Consider the following 18,252-nt stretch of genomic DNA (forward strand, 5'->3'; position numbering starts at 1 on the left):
GGGGCTTGCTCCCGATAGCTGAGGGTCAGTCACTGTATGTATTGACTGGCCCACTGCTATCGGGAGCAAGCCCCCTCCCATATTTTGTATTTTCATCGGTCAGCAGCATCGCGAACAATCAGCAACTGCACAGTGCGTTATCCAGCACCTTGCGCAGTTCCAGCGGATGGTCCACCACCACATCCGCGCCCCAGTGACGAGGATTGTCATCCGGGTGAATGTAGCCGTAGGTCACCGCCGCCGTGCGCGTACCCGCATTGCGACCGGACTCGATGTCACGCAGGTCATCGCCCACGAAAAGCACGCTGGCCGGGTCCAGGTCGAGCATCTTGCACGCCAGGAGCATCGGTTCCGGGTCCGGCTTGCTGTTTTTCACGTGGTCCGGGCAGATCAGCACGGCCGAGCGCTCGGCCAGGCCCAGTCGCTGCATGATCGGCTCGGCAAAGCGCACCGGCTTGTTGGTGACCACGCCCCAGATCAGCTTGGCTTTCTCGATGTCTTCCAGCAGTTCGGCCATACCGTCGAACAGCTTGCTGTGGACCGCGCAGTCCTTGAGGTAGCGCTTGAGGAATTCCTGGCGCAGTTCCTCAAAGCCTGGCGACTCCGGGTCCATCGAGAAGGTCACGGCGACCATCGCCCGCGCGCCACCGGAGATTTCGTCGCGAATGTGCTGCGGGTTGACCGGTGCCAGGCCGCGGTCGGCGCGCATGGCCTGGCAGATGGCGATAAAGTCCGGCGCGGTGTCCAGCAGGGTACCGTCCATATCGAAGAGAACCGCTCGCAACTTCACAGGCTTACTCCTCGCGCAGGGTCTGGATCATGTAGTTGACGTCAACATCGTTGGCCAGCTTGTAGTGCTTGGTCAGCGGGTTGTAGGTCAGGCCGATGATGTCTTTGACGGTGAGGCCGGCCTGGCGGCTCCAGGCACCCAGCTCGGAGGGGCGGATGAATTTCTTGAAGTCGTGGGTGCCGCGCGGCAGCAGCTTCATGATGTATTCGGCGCCGATGATCGCGAACAGGTAAGCCTTGGGGTTGCGGTTGATGGTGGAGAAGAACACCTGGCCGCCTGGCTTGACCATGCGAAAGCAAGCGCGAATCACCGAGGACGGGTCCGGCACGTGCTCGAGCATTTCCAGGCAGGTGACCACGTCGAATTGCTCGGGCATTTCCTCGGCCAGGGCTTCGGCGGTGATCTGGCGGTATTCGACGCTCACGCCGGATTCCAGCTGGTGCAACTGGGCCACGGCCAGCGGCGCTTCGCCCATGTCGATGCCCATCACGGTAGCGCCACGCAGGGCCATGGCTTCGCTGAGGATACCGCCGCCGCAACCCACATCCAGCACTTTCTTGCCGGCCAGGTTGACGCGTTCGTCAATCCAGTTGACCCGCAGCGGGTTGATGTCGTGCAGGGGCTTGAACTCGCTTTCACGGTCCCACCAGCGGTGGGCCAGGGCTTCGAATTTGGCGATTTCGGCGTGGTCGACGTTGCTCATGGTGAATCCTCTGAATCTGATAAGTCGGTTTGTCGCGGCTGAACGCACCGGTTCAGCCGCGGCGTTATTCGCTGTGCCCGCTGATGCGTTGACCCCAGGCAATGGCCGTGGCGGTCAACTGGGGTTCGTCCATGCGGGTCAATTGTCGGTCGTCGAGCAGTTGCTTGCCCGCGACCCAAAGGTGTTTCACGCAGTCGCGTCCGGTGGCATAGATAAGTTGTGAGACCGGATCGTAGATCGGTTGTTGCGCCAGGCCGGAAAGATCAAACGCCACGATGTCCGCAGCTTTACCCACTTCCAGTGAGCCAATCTGCTGTTCCAGGCCCATGGCCCTGGCCCCGTTGAGCGTCGCCATGCGCAGGGCACGGTGGGCATCCAGTGCGGTCGCCGAACCTGCGACCGCCTTGGCCAGCATCGCTGCCGTACGGGTTTCGCCGAGCAGGTCCAGGTCATTGTTGCTGGCGGCGCCGTCGGTGCCGATGGCCACGTTGACGCCAGCCTGCCACAGGCGCTCCACCGGGCAAAAGCCGCTGGCCAGTTTCAGGTTCGATTCCGGGCAATGGATGACGCTGGTGTTGCTTTCTACCAGCAAAGCCAGGTCATCCTCGCTGATTTGGGTCATATGAACCGCCTGGAAGCGCGGGCCCAGCAAACCAAGGCGACCGAGGCGGGCCAATGGCCGCTCGCCGGTCTGTTCCACGGCTTGTTGCACTTCGAAGGCGGTCTCGTGCACATGCATATGAATGGCAGCGTCCAGCTCTTCGGCGATGATCCGGATCTTTTCCAGGTTGTCATCGTTCACGGTGTAAGGCGCGTGGGGGCCGAAGGTGATCTTGATGCGCGGATGATGCTTGAGGTCGCCGAACAGCTCGATGCCCTGGCGAATCGCCTCATCGGCGCTGCTGGCGCCGGGAATCGGGAAGTCGAGGATCGGGATGGCGATCTGCGCGCGCATGCCGCTTTTATGCACGCAATCGCTGGCGACCTTGGGGTAGAAATACATGTCGGAGAAGCAGGTGATGCCGCCCTTGAGCTGCTCGGCGATGGCCAGATCGGTGCCGTCGCGCACGAAGGCTTCATCGACCCACTTGGCCTCGGCGGGCCAGATGTGTTTTTCCAGCCACGTCATCAGCGGCAGGTCATCGGCCAGGCCCCGAAACAGGCTCATCGCCGCATGCCCGTGGGCGTTGATCAGGCCCGGGCTGAGCAACATGCCGGGCAGCTCGCGCACTTCGCTGGCCTCAAGCTTGAGTGCCGCCGCACGCGGTCCGATAAACACGATGCAGCCGTCGCGGATACCCAGGCCGTGCTCCTTGAGCACCACGCCGGCGGGTTCGACGGGGACCAGCCAGGTCGGCAGGAGCAATAAGTCGAGCGGGGCGGCAGTAGGCGTCATCGCAGGCTTCTTCCTGGGCAGCTATAAAAGAAGGGCGAAGTATACCCGAGCGTCCTGGCTGGCGGATCGCTATAATCGGCGGCTTTTGTTCATGAGTACGGGGTAAGGGATGCGCGACCGACTGTTGGCTGCAGAGAAGGTGAAGGCCATCGAGTGGCGTGATGGCGTGCTGCACCTGCTCGATCAGCGCGCGCTGCCGGCCCTTGAACGTTGGGTGGTCTGCTCGACCGCAGGCGAGGTGGCCGCCGCCATTCGCTCGATGGTGGTGCGCGGCGCGCCGGCCATCGGCATCAGCGCCGCCTATGGCCTGGTGCTGGCTGCTCGCGAGCACATGGCTGAAGGCGGCGACTGGCAAGCGGCGTGGGAAGAAGACTACGCATTGCTGGCCGATAGCCGTCCCACTGCCGCGAACCTGTTCTGGGCGCTCAAGTGCATGCGCGATCGCCTCGACCGTCTGAAGCCGCACGCCGATCCGTTGGCGGTGCTGGAAGCCGAAGCCATCGCCATCCATGAAAGCGACCGCGAAGCCAATGTCGTCATGGCCCAGTTGGGCATGGAGCGGATTCGCAAGCATCAAGGCAATGCCCAGGCGATCCTCACGCATGGCAATGCCGGTGCGTTGGCCTCGGGTGGTGTTGGCACGGCCCTCGGGGTGATCCGCGCGGCGTTCCTGGAGGGGCTGGTCGAGCAGGTTTATGCCAACGAAACCCGTCCCTGGCTGCAAGGCTCGCGCCTGACGGCGTGGGAACTGGCGGGCGAGGGCATCCCGGTGACGGTCAATGCCGACTCCGCCGGGGCGCACATCCTCAAGACCAAAGGCGTGACGTGGGTGGTCGTCGGCGCTGACTGCATCGCGGCCAATGGTGACGTGATCAGCAAGATCGGCACCTATCAGTTGGCGGTGTGTGCGATGCACCACGGCGTGCGCTTCATGGTGGTGGCGTCGAGCTCGACCCTCGATCTGATGATAGCCACTGGCGATGATGTTGCCCTGGAAGAGCGTGATGTGGGTGAGTTGCTGGAGATCAATGGCCAGCGGCTGGAGGTGCAGGCCTTCAATCCGGTTTTCGATGTCACTCCGGCCGATCTGATCGATGTGATCGTTACCGAGAAAGGCGTGGTGGAGCGGCCGGATGCGGCCAAGTTGGCCAGGTTGATGTGCCGTAAGCGGCTGCATTAACGGCTGTGTCGCTGATGAAATTGCTATCGGGGGCAAGCCCCCTCCAACATTTGATTTGTGAACACATTCAACGTGTGGGAGGGGGCTCGCCCCCGATTGGCCCTCAAAGTCAATGAACCCCTCGGATTTACCCCCAAAAAACAGCACCACCCCACCTCTGAGCCTCTCTCGTCCCCCTCAAGCCTGTCATTCATCAAATTACTATCCTCCATGCGCATCAGGGGGATAGGTGCGTGGCGGCGATTGTGATAACATCCGGCGGTTTCCAGGGCCGCCCCCAGGGGTTGCCCATAACGTGCAGATCCGTGTCATAACTCGTTGATTTGTCGTAAGTCGTTGTCAGGCACCGTGCCGGCAGCGGCGAGCTTCGTTCGTCCCATATGGATGTGACGAGGTTTCACCCGAAAAAGGAATCAGGCTTCTCATGGGCGAACTGGCCAAAGAAATCCTCCCGGTCAATATCGAAGACGAGCTGAAACAGTCCTACCTCGACTACGCGATGAGCGTAATTGTCGGTCGGGCACTGCCTGATGCGCGCGATGGCTTGAAGCCCGTGCACCGGCGTGTGCTGTTCGCGATGAGCGAGCTGGGTAACGACTGGAACAAGCCGTACAAGAAATCTGCCCGTGTTGTCGGTGACGTGATCGGTAAGTATCACCCTCACGGCGACACTGCGGTGTACGACACCATCGTTCGGATGGCCCAGCCGTTTTCCCTGCGCTACCTGCTGGTAGACGGCCAGGGCAACTTCGGTTCGGTCGACGGCGACAACGCCGCGGCCATGCGATACACCGAAGTGCGCATGACCAAGCTGGCGCACGAGCTGCTGGCCGACCTGCACAAAGAAACCGTGGACTGGGTGCCGAACTACGACGGCACCGAAATGATCCCGGCTGTCATGCCTACCAAGATCCCCAACCTGCTGGTCAACGGTTCCAGCGGTATCGCCGTGGGCATGGCGACCAACATCCCGCCGCACAACCTCGGTGAAGTCATCGACGGTTGCCTGGCCCTCATCGATAACCCGGAGCTGACCGTCGATGAGCTGATGCAATACATCCCCGGCCCGGACTTCCCGACCGCTGCGATCATCAACGGTCGCGCCGGCATCATCGAAGCCTACCGCACCGGCCGTGGCCGCATTTACATGCGCGCCCGCTCGATGATCGAAGACATCGACAAGGTCGGTGGCCGCCAGCAGATCGTCATCACCGAACTCCCGTACCAGCTGAACAAGGCGCGCCTGATCGAGAAGATCGCCGAGCTGGTCAAGGAGAAGAAGCTCGAAGGCATCACCGAGCTGCGCGACGAGTCCGACAAAGACGGTATGCGTGTGGTGATCGAGCTGCGCCGTGGCGAAGTGCCTGAGGTGATCCTCAACAACCTCTACGCCCAGACCCAACTGCAAAGCGTGTTTGGTATCAACGTTGTCGCACTGATCGACGGTCGCCCGCGCATCCTGAACCTCAAGGATCTGCTGGAAGCCTTCGTGCGTCACCGTCGCGAAGTGGTCACCCGCCGTACCGTGTTCGAACTGCGCAAGGCCCGCGAGCGCGGCCACATCCTGGAAGGCCAGGCGGTTGCGCTGTCGAACATCGACCCGGTGATCGCCCTGATCAAAGCCTCGCCAACCCCGTCGGAAGCCAAGGAAGCGCTGATCAGCACGCCTTGGGAATCCAGCGCCGTGGTGGCCATGGTTGAACGTGCCGGCGCCGACTCGTGCCGTCCGGAGACCCTGGACCCGCAATACGGTCTGCGCGAAGGCAAGTACTTCCTCTCGCCTGAACAGGCCCAGGCCATCCTGGAACTGCGTCTGCACCGCCTCACCGGTCTGGAGCACGAGAAGCTGCTGGCCGAGTATCAGGAGATCCTCAACCAGATCGGCGAGTTGATCCGCATCCTCAGCAGCGCCGTGCGCCTGATGGAAGTGATCCGCGAAGAACTCGAAGTGATCCGCGCCGAATACGGCGACGTGCGTCGCACCGAAATCCTCGATGCACGCCTCGACCTGACCCTGGGTGACATGATCCCGGAAGAAGAACGCGTGGTGACCATCTCCCACGGCGGCTATGCCAAGACCCAGCCACTGGCGGCCTACCAGGCCCAGCGTCGTGGCGGCAAAGGCAAATCGGCTACCGGCGTGAAGGATGAGGACTACATCGCTCACCTGCTGGTCGCCAACAGCCACACCACGCTGCTGCTGTTCTCCAGCAAGGGCAAGGTGTACTGGCTGAAGACCTACGAGATTCCTGAAGCCTCCCGTGCTGCCCGTGGTCGCCCACTGGTCAACCTGCTGCCGCTGGACAGTGATGAATACATCACCACCATGCTGCCGGTCGAGGAATACACCGAAGGTCACTTCATCTTCATGGCCACCGCCAAAGGCACCGTGAAGAAGACCCCGCTGGAATCCTTCAGCCGCCAACGCAGCGTGGGCCTGATCGCCCTGGAGCTGGATGAAGGCGATGTGCTGATCTCGGCAGCCATTACCGACGGCGAGCGCGAAGTGATGCTGTTCTCCGACGGCGGCAAGGTCACCCGCTTCAAGGAATCCGACGTGCGCGCCATGGGCCGTACTGCCCGCGGTGTACGCGGCATGCGCCTGCCAGAAGGGCAGAAGCTGATTTCCATGCTGATCCCGGAAGAAGGCAGCCAGATCCTCACCGCTTCCGAGCGTGGCTACGGCAAGCGCACCGCCATCAGCGAGTTCCCGGAGTACAAGCGTGGCGGCCAGGGCGTGATCGCCATGGTCAGCAACGACCGCAACGGCCGTCTGGTCGGCGCGGTGCAGGTGCTCGACGGCGAGGAAATCATGCTGATTTCCGACCAGGGCACCCTGGTACGTACTCGTGTGGCAGAAGTGTCGAGCCTGGGCCGTAACACCCAGGGCGTGACCTTGATCAAGCTGGCCAAGGACGAAAAACTGGTCGGCCTGGAACGTGTGCAGGAGCCTTCGGAAGTCGAAGGTGAAGAGCTCGAAGGCGAGGAATTTGACGACGAGGTGATCGCAACCGGCGATGACAACGTCGACGAGCCAACCCTCGATGCTGCCGCAGACGAAGAAGAACCGCAGGAATAAGCGGACACACAGGGGGCGGATGAAGATTCGCCCCCTTGTTGTTTGTCCGGATGGAAATATCGACAGCGATGAAAATCCAACTGTGGGAGGGGGCTTGCTCCCGATTGCGGAGTGTCAGCGGCACATAAGCTGACTGACCCACCGCTTTCGCGAGCAAGCCCGCTCCCACCCGGGATCCGGTGTCGGCTGATATGTTTGCGTGACTACCACCAGACCAGACCAGAGTGAGATTGGATGTGAGCAAGAGAGCCTATAACTTCTGTGCCGGTCCCGCGGCGCTTCCTGAAGCAGTCCTGCAGCGCGCGCAGACTGAACTCCTCGACTGGCATGGAAAAGGCCTCTCCGTGATGGAAATGAGCCATCGCAGTGATGAGTTCGTCTCCATCGCCACCAAGGCCGAGCAGGACCTGCGCGACTTGCTGGGCATCCCGTCCAACTACAAAGTGCTGTTCCTGCAGGGCGGCGCGAGCCAGCAGTTCGCCCAGATCCCGCTGAACCTGCTGCCGGAAGGCGGCACGGCCGACTATATCGACACCGGTATCTGGGGGCAGAAGGCCATTGAAGAGGCCTCCCGCTACGGCCATGTCAACGTGGCAGGCACCGCCAAGCCTCACGACTACTTCGCCATTCCCGGTCAGAACGAATGGAAGTTGTCGAAGGACGCGGCCTACGTGCACTACGTCGCCAACGAAACCATCGGTGGCCTGCAATTCGATTGGGTGCCGCAAGTCGGCGACGTGCCGTTGGTGTGCGACATGTCTTCGGACATCCTCTCGCGCCCGATCGATGTGTCCAAATACGGCATGATCTACGCCGGTGCGCAGAAAAACATCGGCCCGAGCGGCATCCTGGTCAACATCATTCGCGAAGACCTGTTGGGCCGCGCCCGTTCGGTGTGCCCGACCATGCTCAACTACAAGGTCGCGGCCGATAATGGCTCGATGTACAACACCCCGCCGGCGTTCGCCTGGTACCTGTCGGGCCTGGTGTTCGAATGGCTCAAGGAGCAGGGCGGCGTGGCTGCCATTGGCAAGCTCAACGAAGTTAAAAAGCGCACGCTGTATGACTTCATCGACGCCAGCGGCCTGTACAGCAACCCGATCAACCTGACCGATCGCTCGTGGATGAACGTGCCGTTCCGCCTGGCTGACGACCGTCTGGACAAGCCATTCCTGGCCGGCGCCGACGAGCGTGGCCTGCTGAACCTCAAGGGCCACCGTTCGGTCGGCGGCATGCGAGCCTCCATCTATAACGCTGTCGACATCCACGCGATCAACGCGCTGGTTGCCTACATGGCAGAGTTCGAAAAGGAACACGGCTAATGTCTGAGCAAGAACTCAAGGCCCTGCGTGTACGCATCGACAGCCTGGACGAGAAAGTTCTGGAGCTGATCAGTGAGCGCGCACGCTGCGCCCAGGAAGTGGCGCGGGTGAAGATGGCGTCCCTGGCGGAAGGTGAGGTGCCGGTGTTCTACCGGCCCGAGCGTGAAGCCCAGGTGCTCAAGCGTGTGATGGAACGCAACAAGGGCCCGCTGGGTAACGAAGAGATGGCGCGGTTGTTCCGTGAAATCATGTCCTCGTGCCTGGCCCTCGAGCAGCCGCTGAAAGTGGCTTACCTCGGCCCGGAAGGCACCTTCACCCAAGCGGCTGCCATGAAGCATTTTGGCCATGCCGTGATCAGCAAGCCGATGGCGGCCATCGACGAAGTGTTCCGCGAAGTGGCGGCCGGTGCGGTGAATTTCGGCGTGGTGCCGGTGGAAAACTCCACCGAAGGTGCGGTCAACCACACGCTGGACAGCTTTCTCGAGCACGACATGGTCATCTGTGGCGAAGTCGAACTGCGCATCCACCACCACTTGCTGGTGGGCGAGAACACCAAGACCGACAGCATCAGCCGTATCTACTCCCACGCCCAGTCGCTGGCCCAGTGCCGCAAGTGGCTGGATGCGCATTACCCGAATGTCGAGCGCGTGGCGGTCGCCAGCAATGCCGAAGCGGCCAAGCGGGTCAAGGGCGAGTGGAATTCGGCGGCGATTGCCGGTGATATGGCGGCGGGCCTGTATGGCCTGACGCGCCTGGCCGAGAAAATCGAGGACCGTCCGGACAACTCCACGCGCTTTTTGATGATCGGTAGCCAGGAAGTGCCGCCCACTGGCGATGACAAGACGTCGATCATCGTGTCCATGAGCAACAAGCCGGGCGCGCTGCATGAACTGCTGGTGCCGTTCCATGACAACGGGATCGACCTGACGCGCATCGAGACGCGTCCTTCGCGCAGCGGTAAATGGACCTACGTGTTCTTTATCGACTTCGTCGGGCATCACCGCGACCCACTGGTCAAAGGTGTGCTGGAGAAAATCAGCCAGGAGGCCGTGGCACTCAAGGTGCTGGGCTCTTACCCGAAAGCGGTTTTGTGAGGCTTTAACATGAGTGGCAACTTCCTCGCCCTGGCGCAGCCGGGCGTGCAACAACTGTCGCCTTACGTTCCGGGCAAGCCTGTGGACGAGTTGGCGCGCGAGTTGAATCTGGACCCGGCAAAAATCGTCAAGCTGGCCAGCAACGAGAACCCGCTGGGCCCAAGTCCCAAGGTGCTGGCGGCGATTCGCGAAGAGCTGGCTGAGCTGACGCGTTATCCCGATGGCAATGGCTTTGCCCTCAAGTCCCTGCTGGCGCAGAAATGCCGGGTGGAGCTGAGCCAGGTGACCCTGGGCAACGGCTCCAACGACATCCTTGAGCTGGTCGGTCGCGCCTATCTGGCGCCGGGCCTGAATGCCGTGTTCAGTGAACACGCATTCGCGGTCTACCCGATCGTTACCCAGGCCGTAGGCGCGGATGCCCGGGTTATCCCGGCAAAAGACTGGGGCCATGACCTGCCCGCGATGCTGGCGGCCATCGACGCGCAGACGCGCGTGGTGTTCATCGCCAACCCGAACAACCCCACCGGCACCTGGTTCGACGCGCGGGCGCTGCACGACTTCCTGCAAGCGGTGCCCGAGCACGTGCTGGTGGTGCTGGACGAGGCCTACATCGAGTACGCCGAAGGCGGCGACCTGCCCGATGGTCTGGACTTCCTGGCGACCTACCCGAATCTGCTGGTGTCGCGCACGTTCTCCAAGGCCTACGGCCTGGCGTCGCTGCGGGTTGGCTATGGCTTGTCCACGGCGATAGTCGCCGATGTGCTGAACCGCGTGCGTCAGCCGTTCAACGTCAACAGTCTCGCTTTGGCGGCGGCCTGTGCGGCGCTCAAGGATGCCGACTACCTGGCAGAAAGCCGTCGCCTCAACGAAAGCGGCATGCAGCAGTTGCAGGAAGGCGTTCGCGAGCTGGGCCTGGGCTGGATTGCGTCCAAGGGCAACTTCATTTGCGTCGACCTCGGCAAGGAAGCTGCACCGGTGTTCCAGGGCTTGCTGCGCGAAGGCGTGATCGTGCGCCCGGTGGCCAATTACGGCATGCCCAACCACCTGCGTGTCACCATCGGCTTGCCGGCCGAGAACAGCCGCTTCCTGGAGGCGTTGGCCAAGGTTCTGGCCCGTGGTTGATGTCACTGCATTGCAACCTGCTGTGCCTATGATCGGTCGCCTGGTGGTGGTCGGTCTCGGGTTGATCGGTGGTTCCTTCGCCAAAGGCCTGCGCGAGAGCGGCCTGTGTGGTGAAGTGGTAGGTGTGGACCTGGACCCGCAATCACGTAAGTTGGCGGTGGAGCTGGGGGTGGTGGACCGCTGTGAGGCGGATCTGGCCATCGCTTGCCAGGGCGCCGACGTGATTCAGTTGGCCGTGCCGATTCTGGCCATGGAAAAGCTTTTGGCGATTCTGGCCGGCCTGGAGTTGGGCGGCGCGATCCTTACGGATGTCGGCAGTGCCAAGGGCAACGTGGTGCGCGCGGCGCAACTGGCGTTTGGCCAGATGCCGCCGCGCTTCGTGCCGGGTCATCCGATTGCCGGTTCCGAGCAGAGCGGGGTGGAGGCGTCCAATGCGCAGCTGTTTCGCCGGCACAAAGTGATTCTGACGCCGCACGCGCAGACCGACCCTGCGGCGCTGGCCGTGGTGGATCGCCTGTGGCGTGAGCTGGGTGCTGATGTGGAGCACATGCAGGTCGAGCGTCACGACGAAGTGCTCGCGGCCACCAGTCATCTGCCGCATTTGCTGGCATTCGGCCTGGTGGATTCGTTGGCCAAGCGCAACGAAAACCTGGAGATTTTCCGCTATGCCGCCGGTGGTTTTCGCGATTTTACGCGCATTGCCGGCAGCGATCCGGTGATGTGGCACGACATCTTCCTCGCCAACCGCGAAGCGGTGTTGCGCACCCTGGACACCTTCCGCAGCGACCTCGATGCCCTGCGCGATGCGGTGGATGCGGGCGATGGTCATCAACTATTGGGCGTGTTCACCCGCGCGCGGGTGGCGCGTGAACACTTCAGCAAGATCCTGGCGCGCCGTGCCTATATGGAAACCGCAGTGAACGCCGATGACCTGACCTTCATCGCCAGCCCCGGTGGCCGCTTGAGCGGGCGCATTCGGGTGCCGGGTGACAAGTCGATCTCCCATCGGTCGATCATGCTGGGCTCATTGGCCGATGGCGTCACCGAAGTCGAAGGTTTTCTTGAAGGTGAGGACGCTTTGGCGACCTTGCAGGCCTTTCGCGACATGGGTGTGGTGATTGAAGGGCCGCACCATGGTCGAGTGACCATTCATGGTGTGGGCTTGCACGGCTTGAAGCCTGCGCCTGGGCCGATCTATCTGGGCAATTCCGGTACGTCCATGCGCCTGTTGTCCGGTTTGCTGGCGGCGCAAAGCTTCGACAGCGTACTGACCGGCGATGCGTCGCTGTCCAGGCGCCCGATGAGTCGCGTGGCCAAGCCGCTGCAGGAAATGGGCGCGGTGATCGAGACCGGGCCGCAAGGGCGCCCTCCGCTGACCATTCGCGGTGGCCAGGCGCTCAAAGGCTTGAATTATGTACTGCCAATGGCCAGCGCCCAGGTGAAATCCTGCCTGTTGTTGGCCGGACTCTACGCCGAAGGCAAAACCTCGCTCACCGAACCTGCACCGACTCGGGACCACACCGAGCGTATGTTGCGCGGTTTTGGTTATCCGGTGGTGGTGCAGGGCGCGACGGCGTCGGTTGAGTCCGGGCATGGGCTGACCGCTACCCATATAGAAGTACCGGGAGATATTTCCTCTTCGGCATTTTTCCTGGTGGCGGCAACTATTGCCGAGGGTTCCGAGTTGTTGCTGGAGCATGTCGGTATCAATCCGACCCGCACCGGGGTGATCGATATCCTGCGCCTGATGGGGGCGGATATCACCTTGGAAAACCCTCGCGAAGTGGGCGGCGAGCCGGTTGCGGACTTGCGGGTGCGCGCCGCGGTACTCAAGGGTATCGAGATTCCCGAGGCGCTGGTGCCCTTGGCGATCGACGAGTTCCCGGTACTGTTCGTTGCCGCCGCCTGCGCGCAGGGGCGAACCGTACTGCGCGGTGCCGAGGAGCTGCGAGTGAAGGAGTCCGATCGAATCCAGGTCATGGCCGACGGTCTGTTGGCGCTGGGTGTGAAGTGTGAACCGACGCCTGATGGGATTATCATTGACGGTGGCCCGATAGGCGGTGGCGACGTAGATGCCCAGGGTGATCACCGGATTGCCATGGCATTCAGCGTGGCGTCCCTGCAGGCGGCGGCGCCGATTCGTATCCATGACTGTGCCAACGTCGCTACATCTTTTCCGAATTTTCTTACACTGTGTGCCCACGTCGGCATGCGTGTAGCCCAAGAGGCTCAATTGTGAATATCAAAGCACCGGTGATTACCATCGACGGGCCAAGCGGCTCGGGCAAAGGCACGATCGCTGGCATCCTGGCCAAGCGCCTGGGCTGGTGCCTGCTGGATTCGGGCGCGCTGTATCGCCTGCTGGCGTTCGCCGCGCACAACCATGGCGTCGACCTGACCAACGAAGAGTTGCTGACCAAAATCGCCGCCCATCTGGATGTGCAATTCATCGCGGCGACCGACGGTCAATTGCAGCGCATCATTCTTGAAGGGGATGAGGTCAGTGATGTGATTCGCACCGAGAGTATCGGTGCCGGCGCTTCTCAAGTGGCGGCTCTGCCGGCAGTGCGTGAAGCGTTGCTGCAGCGCCAGCGCGCGTTTCAGGAGCCGCCAGGCCTGGTGGCCGATGGCCGCGACATGGGCACCGTGGTGTTTCCCGAGGCACCGCTGAAGATTTTCCTGACCGCCAGCGCCGAGGAGCGTGCCCGTCGCCGCTACTTGCAGTTGAAGGGCAAAGTCGATGGTGTTAGTCTGTCGAGTCTGCTAGATGAGATCCGTGCACGCGATGAGCGTGATACCCAGCGTGCGGTAGCCCCGCTCAAGCCGGCGGCTGACGCCATACAGCTGGATTCCACGGAGTTGTCCATCGAGCAGGTGTTGCAACGCATCATGAGCGAGATCGCAATTCGCGATATCGCCGGGTGACCAAGAAGGCTGCAGGGGACCAGTCATAGTCCTGCGGTGCTTCTTTTAATTGAAACTGACCCACGCCGTCTGGGGTGTGGAGATGGGCGTATTCTTCGCCCTTATCAACAGGAATTAAAATGAGCGAAAGCTTTGCGGAACTCTTTGAAGAAAGCCTAAAAACCCTGAACCTTCAGGCAGGCTCCATCATCACCGGTGTTATCGTTGATATCGATTACCAAGCTCGCTGGGTAACCGTTCACGCTGGTCTGAAGTCTGAAGCTCTGATCCCGCTGGAACAGTTCTACAACGATGCTGGTGATCTGACAATCAATGTCGGTGACGAAGTTCACGTTGCTCTGGACTCGGTTGAAGACGGTTTCGGTGAAACCAAGCTGTCCCGTGAAAAAGCCAAGCGCGCTGAATGCTGGATTGTTCTCGAAGCAGCCTTCGCAGCTGAAGAAGTGGTCAAGGGCGTTATCAACGGTAAGGTTAAAGGCGGCTTCACTGTCGACGTTAACGGCATCCGTGCGTTCCTGCCAGGTTCTTTGGTCGACGTTCGTCCAGTGCGCGATACCACGCACCTGGAAGGCAAAGAACTCGAATTCAAAGTCATCAAGCTCGACCAGAAGCGCAACAACGTTGTCGTTTCCCGTCGCAGCGTGCTGGAAGCAGAGAACTCCGCCGAGCGTGAAGCTCTGCTGGAATCCCTGCAGGAAGGCCAACAAGTCAAAGGTATCGTCAAGAACCTCACCGATTACGGCGCATTCGTCGATCTGGGTGGCGTCGATGGCCTGCTGCACATTACCGACATGGCTTGGAAGCGTATCAAGCATCCTTCCGAAATCGTCAACGTTGGCGACGAGATCGATGTCAAGGTTCTGAAATACGATCGCGAACGCAACCGTGTTTCCCTGGGCCTGAAGCAGCTGGGTGAAGATCCATGGGTCGCTATCAAAGCCCGTTACCCAGAAGGCACTCGTGTTACTGCACGTGTTACCAACCTGACCGACTACGGCTGCTTCGCTGAGCTGGAAGAAGGCGTTGAAGGCCTGGTACACGTTTCCGAAATGGACTGGACCAACAAGAACATCCACCCTTCGAAAGTCGTACAAGTCGGCGACGAAGTGGAAGTTATGGTTCTGGACATCGACGAAGAGCGTCGTCGTATCTCCCTGGGCATCAAGCAGTGCAAATCTAACCCATGGGAAGATTTCTCTGGCCAGTTCAACAAGGGCGATAAAATCTCCGGCACCATCAAGTCGATCACCGATTTCGGTATCTTCATTGGTCTGGACGGCGGCATCGACGGCCTGGTTCACCTGTCCGACATCTCCTGGAACGAAGTTGGCGAAGAAGCTGTTCGTCGTTTCAAGAAGGGCGACGAGCTGGACACCGTTATCCTGTCGGTTGACCCAGAGCGCGAGCGCATCTCCCTGGGCATCAAGCAACTGGAAAGCGATCCGTTCTCCGAATACGTTCAAGAGAACGACAAAGGCGCCATCGTTAAAGGTACAGTGAAAGAAGTTGACGCCAAAGGCGCCATCATCACTCTGGCCGACGATATCGAAGCGACTCTGAAAGCCTCCGAAATCAGCCGTGACCGCGTTGAAGACGCGCGCAACGTTCTGAAAGAAGGCCAGGAAGTAGAAGCCAAGATCATCAGCGTTGACCGCAAGAGCCGCGTAATCCAACTTTCCATCAAGTCGAAAGACGAAGTGGAAGAGAAGGAAGCTATCCAGAGCCTGAAAGAAGCTCCGGAAGCAGCTGCTGATACCACCATGGCGGCACTGCTGCGCCAGGCAATGGCTAAGCAGAACTAAGTTCTGTAAAGCTGTAGAGAAAGGGCGACTTCGGTCGCCCTTTTTTGTGCCTGAAATTTGATGAATCAACAACGCCGAACCAAGGCATTCAGCCCGCGGTCAGAACTGGCTATAGTCTTTAAAAAGACAATTCGCGTTACTGATTTAATAAGGGTTTAAATGAACAGGATTCTCGTTGTACTCGCGTTAGCGATACTCGCGGGTTGCTCAAGCACCAGCGCCAAGACCCACGTCAAGCGAGGTGTCAGCGGCATTGAGGTCGACTGCTCTGGGCTTGGCAACAAGTGGGAGAAATGCGAGAAGCGCGCCGCTCGCGAGTGCAAGATGCAGGGTTACAAAGTCATCACTCGTTCCAGCGATGCGGCCGATGAAGAAGGGGACTTCCCGTTCGGCTGGAATCCTGCCGGCGCGGTAACACGCACCATGCTGGTGATCTGCAAATGATGTGCTTAGGCTTGGGTAGATGGTGTTTATCCAGCCAGAAAATAAGTTGTTATACGGGCTGTTCAAATTCATCAACTCGTGCTAAAACCTTCGGAGCGCTTTTCCTAGCTGCTTGAAAAAGAAGGGAAAAATATGACGAAGTCGGAGTTGATCGAACGAATTGTCACCCATCAAGGGCTGCTCTCATCCAAGGATGTGGAGTTGGCTATCAAGACCATGCTCGAGCAAATGTCCCAATGCCTGGCCACCGGAGATCGCATCGAAATCCGCGGCTTCGGCAGCTTCTCCCTCCACTACCGCGCCCCGCGCGTAGGCCGCAACCCCAAAACCGGCCAATCCGTCAGCCTCGACGGCAAGTTCGTTCCCCACTTCAAGCCGGGCAAGGAATTGCGTGATCGGGTGAACGAAGAAGAGGAAGAGGGCGTCTGAGTGTTTTTGGTGTAGGAGAAGGATATGCGTGGTGTTAAGCGCGTTGTGGCGGTATTGATTGCAGTGTTTGCGGCGTTGGTGGTCTTGGCATTTGTGCTGGAGAACCAGCAGGGTGTGGCGCTGTCGTTCCTGGGTTGGAGTACTGCGCAGATGCCGGTGGCGGTGTTTGTGGTGGTGGCTTTGATTGTGGGGATGTTGATTGGGCCTCTGTTGGGGGTGGTTGTGCGTAGGCGTCGGCATAAGGCGATCGCATAGAGGATGGTCCGACTAGCCAACGCGATCGAATGAGTGGCACGGTAGACCGTTTGTCAGAAATTCCAGTGTGCTAAACGGTCTCAGTCTACAGATCTCCCTGCCTACGTTGCTTCCCCCCTATTTTGCGACGCCTTCCTCAAAAAGTCAGATTTGTCTGACATACATGTCAAGTCTTGTAATATGCCAGAGAGATGGCAGAATGGAATCTGTTCTCGATAACAGGCATTTTGTGCGCTCGAAATTTGGCAGAGACGCTGGGTTTTGGCGGTTATCCAATTAAAATAAAAAATACGCAATTTTGTCTGCATAACGAGCCCGCAGTTTCTCTTTGAAGGCAGGTTTTTGTTGTGAGTAGTAGCTTTCGTGTCCCCATGGACTCTTCGTCCGCCGAAATTGATCTAGCAGTGATTTTCAACGCTGTCTGGCAACAAAAAAAGCTGATCGTGTTCGTAGCTTTTAGCATTACGCTGCTTTCGGTGGCCTATGCCTACTGGGTTACGCCCGAATATCAAGTCAGCAGTGTTTTGCGGCCCGCAGCGATCAACGAACTAGACGCCCTGAACCGCTCTGAGGTCTACAGGCTTCCACCTAATGAAGCGCTGACCAGAGTTGGAGCTGCGCTGGAGTCTTATGATACTAGATTGGGTTTTTTTCGAGAAAATCGAAATTTGTTCAGTAAATTCGAACAGCCTGGTCGTACCTTAGAGCAGAGTTTTGAAGAGTTTAATCGGAACTCAATTAGTGTAGTGTTGCCGGACCCTAAGAAGTCAGACTTATTGAGTACGTATATTCGATTGGAGATGACGTATCCGAAAGGTATCAACGGTGTGGCTATTCTTAATGGTTTCGTAAAGTATGCAATTGATGCCGAGAGGGCTCAAGTTGCTGCTGATATGAATGTAATTATTAAAAATCGGTTGATGGAGCTAAAAGGTAAGCTGGATGCTGCGCGCGCAAATTACGAAAACGATAAAGAAGCTAAAATTGCTACATTGCTTGAGGCAGATAATCTTAAGCAAGCCCAGTTACAGGATGAACTGAAAGCTCTTCGTTTGCAGCTTAGGACCCTACGTGTTGACCGTATTGCTCAACTAGATGAAGCAATTGTCATTGCTAAGTCTTTAGGCATAAAAAAGCCCACCACCCCTTCTGCCCTAAGTGAATCTGATCACTCAGGATCGTCAAGTGTAATGCGCACAGAAATCAATAACCAACAAATTCCCCTCTATTTTATGGGTGTTGAGACGCTGGAAGCTGAGCGTACGGCCCTAAAGCAGCGAAAGTCAGATGATTTTACCGAAGGGCGTATTGCCCAGATAGCTAGAGAATTACAGCTGCTGAAAGAAAATCGGCAAATCGAAATGCTGAATCGTCGTGAAAACGAAGATCTTTTTTTGAGCGGCATAGAACCTCTGCGGGCAGAAATGGCACGTTTGAATAGCCTGAATAATATTGATTTGAGCGCACTTAAGCTTGTTGCTATAGATCAGGAAGCGCTTGAGCCGTTGTATCCTATTAAACCACAGAAACGTTTAATTGTTTTGGCTGGGCTATTCATTGGTATTTGTTTGGGGGTCGCTCTTGCGCTGTTGATAAGTATCATTCGCCCCGCTCGTAAGTCGATAAAACTAGCCGAACAATGTCAAATCGGTCTTCAATAAACTCATTTTTACCATTCAAGAAGCATCAGCGTCATCAAAGTTATGGGCAG

The 18,252-nt window shown here is 59.0% G+C and carries 15 protein-coding genes; 12 read left to right on the top strand and 3 right to left on the bottom strand.

What is annotated here, in order from left to right:
- Positions 1–118 precede the first annotated feature (118 nt).
- The 3 genes from mupP to SC318_RS08025 form a co-directional block, all read right to left on the bottom strand.
- Positions 119–790 (bottom strand): N-acetylmuramic acid 6-phosphate phosphatase MupP, encoded by a 672-nt coding sequence (gene mupP, locus SC318_RS08015; RefSeq protein WP_320430328.1) that lies wholly within the window; start codon positions 788–790, stop codon positions 119–121.
- A gap of 4 nt (positions 791–794) precedes the next feature.
- Complete coding sequence (gene ubiG, locus SC318_RS08020) at positions 795–1,493, bottom strand: bifunctional 2-polyprenyl-6-hydroxyphenol methylase/3-demethylubiquinol 3-O-methyltransferase UbiG (protein WP_124385712.1); 699 nt, start codon at positions 1,491–1,493, stop codon at positions 795–797.
- A 64-nt stretch (positions 1,494–1,557) separates the two neighbouring features.
- Positions 1,558–2,889, bottom strand: coding sequence for a TRZ/ATZ family hydrolase (locus SC318_RS08025; protein WP_320430329.1), 1,332 nt, complete (start codon positions 2,887–2,889; stop codon positions 1,558–1,560).
- Positions 2,890–2,998: 109 nt separating this feature from the next.
- On the opposite strand from SC318_RS08025, the gene mtnA reads away from it, so the two are divergent.
- From mtnA to SC318_RS08085, 12 genes are all read left to right on the top strand, one after another.
- On the top strand, positions 2,999–4,069 hold the full coding sequence (mtnA, locus tag SC318_RS08030) for an S-methyl-5-thioribose-1-phosphate isomerase (RefSeq protein ID WP_320430330.1): 1,071 nt from the start codon (positions 2,999–3,001) through the stop codon (positions 4,067–4,069).
- Positions 4,070–4,493: 424 nt separating this feature from the next.
- Entirely contained in the window at positions 4,494–7,148 is a 2,655-nt protein-coding gene (gene gyrA / locus SC318_RS08035; RefSeq protein WP_320430331.1) for a DNA gyrase subunit A, read from the top strand.
- Positions 7,149–7,384: 236 nt separating this feature from the next.
- Positions 7,385–8,470 carry a 3-phosphoserine/phosphohydroxythreonine transaminase gene (serC, locus tag SC318_RS08040; RefSeq protein WP_320430332.1) on the top strand — a complete coding sequence of 362 codons (1,086 nt, stop codon included), beginning with the start codon at positions 7,385–7,387 and terminating at the stop codon, positions 8,468–8,470.
- Entirely contained in the window at positions 8,470–9,564 is a 1,095-nt protein-coding gene (gene pheA, locus SC318_RS08045) for a prephenate dehydratase (RefSeq protein WP_320430333.1), read from the top strand. Before serC ends, pheA begins: the two co-directional genes overlap by 1 nt.
- 9 nt (positions 9,565–9,573) lie before the next feature.
- Complete coding sequence (hisC, locus tag SC318_RS08050; RefSeq protein WP_320430334.1) at positions 9,574–10,686, top strand: histidinol-phosphate transaminase; 1,113 nt, start codon at positions 9,574–9,576, stop codon at positions 10,684–10,686.
- 28 nt (positions 10,687–10,714) lie between these two features.
- On the top strand, positions 10,715–12,925 hold the full coding sequence (locus SC318_RS08055; RefSeq protein ID WP_320431200.1) for a bifunctional prephenate dehydrogenase/3-phosphoshikimate 1-carboxyvinyltransferase: 2,211 nt from the start codon (positions 10,715–10,717) through the stop codon (positions 12,923–12,925).
- Positions 12,922–13,611 (top strand): (d)CMP kinase, encoded by a 690-nt coding sequence (gene cmk, locus SC318_RS08060; RefSeq protein WP_320430335.1) that lies wholly within the window; start codon positions 12,922–12,924, stop codon positions 13,609–13,611. The genes SC318_RS08055 and cmk overlap by 4 nt, the downstream gene beginning before the upstream one ends.
- A gap of 119 nt (positions 13,612–13,730) precedes the next feature.
- Positions 13,731–15,413, top strand: a complete 1,683-nt coding sequence (rpsA, locus tag SC318_RS08065; RefSeq protein ID WP_306492189.1) for a 30S ribosomal protein S1 — start codon at positions 13,731–13,733, stop codon at positions 15,411–15,413.
- A gap of 159 nt (positions 15,414–15,572) precedes the next feature.
- Positions 15,573–15,857, top strand: a complete 285-nt coding sequence (locus tag SC318_RS08070) for a hypothetical protein (RefSeq protein ID WP_320430336.1) — start codon at positions 15,573–15,575, stop codon at positions 15,855–15,857.
- Positions 15,858–15,989: 132 nt separating this feature from the next.
- Complete coding sequence (ihfB, locus tag SC318_RS08075) at positions 15,990–16,286, top strand: integration host factor subunit beta (protein ID WP_003189779.1); 297 nt, start codon at positions 15,990–15,992, stop codon at positions 16,284–16,286.
- A 24-nt stretch (positions 16,287–16,310) separates the two neighbouring features.
- Positions 16,311–16,541, top strand: a complete 231-nt coding sequence (locus tag SC318_RS08080; RefSeq protein WP_320430337.1) for a lipopolysaccharide assembly protein LapA domain-containing protein — start codon at positions 16,311–16,313, stop codon at positions 16,539–16,541.
- A 347-nt stretch (positions 16,542–16,888) separates the two neighbouring features.
- Complete coding sequence (locus SC318_RS08085; protein ID WP_320430338.1) at positions 16,889–18,202, top strand: Wzz/FepE/Etk N-terminal domain-containing protein; 1,314 nt, start codon at positions 16,889–16,891, stop codon at positions 18,200–18,202.
- Positions 18,203–18,252: the final 50 nt, after the last annotated feature.

Origin of the sequence: Pseudomonas sp. MUP55, from assembly GCF_034043515.1 — a bacterium.
Taxonomy (GTDB): domain Bacteria; phylum Pseudomonadota; class Gammaproteobacteria; order Pseudomonadales; family Pseudomonadaceae; genus Aquipseudomonas.

Coding starts and splice junctions, on each gene's coding strand:
- ihfB (WP_003189779.1), top strand. CDS start 15,990: ATGACGAAGTCGGAGTTGATCGAACGAATTGTCACCCATCAAGGGCTG.
- SC318_RS08080 (WP_320430337.1), top strand. CDS start 16,311: ATGCGTGGTGTTAAGCGCGTTGTGGCGGTATTGATTGCAGTGTTTGCG.
- SC318_RS08025 (WP_320430329.1), bottom strand. CDS start 2,889: ATGACGCCTACTGCCGCCCCGCTCGACTTATTGCTCCTGCCGACCTGG.
- mtnA (WP_320430330.1), top strand. CDS start 2,999: ATGCGCGACCGACTGTTGGCTGCAGAGAAGGTGAAGGCCATCGAGTGG.
- SC318_RS08070 (WP_320430336.1), top strand. CDS start 15,573: ATGAACAGGATTCTCGTTGTACTCGCGTTAGCGATACTCGCGGGTTGC.
- SC318_RS08055 (WP_320431200.1), top strand. CDS start 10,715: ATGATCGGTCGCCTGGTGGTGGTCGGTCTCGGGTTGATCGGTGGTTCC.
- hisC (WP_320430334.1), top strand. CDS start 9,574: ATGAGTGGCAACTTCCTCGCCCTGGCGCAGCCGGGCGTGCAACAACTG.
- pheA (WP_320430333.1), top strand. CDS start 8,470: ATGTCTGAGCAAGAACTCAAGGCCCTGCGTGTACGCATCGACAGCCTG.
- rpsA (WP_306492189.1), top strand. CDS start 13,731: ATGAGCGAAAGCTTTGCGGAACTCTTTGAAGAAAGCCTAAAAACCCTG.
- gyrA (WP_320430331.1), top strand. CDS start 4,494: ATGGGCGAACTGGCCAAAGAAATCCTCCCGGTCAATATCGAAGACGAG.
- ubiG (WP_124385712.1), bottom strand. CDS start 1,493: ATGAGCAACGTCGACCACGCCGAAATCGCCAAATTCGAAGCCCTGGCC.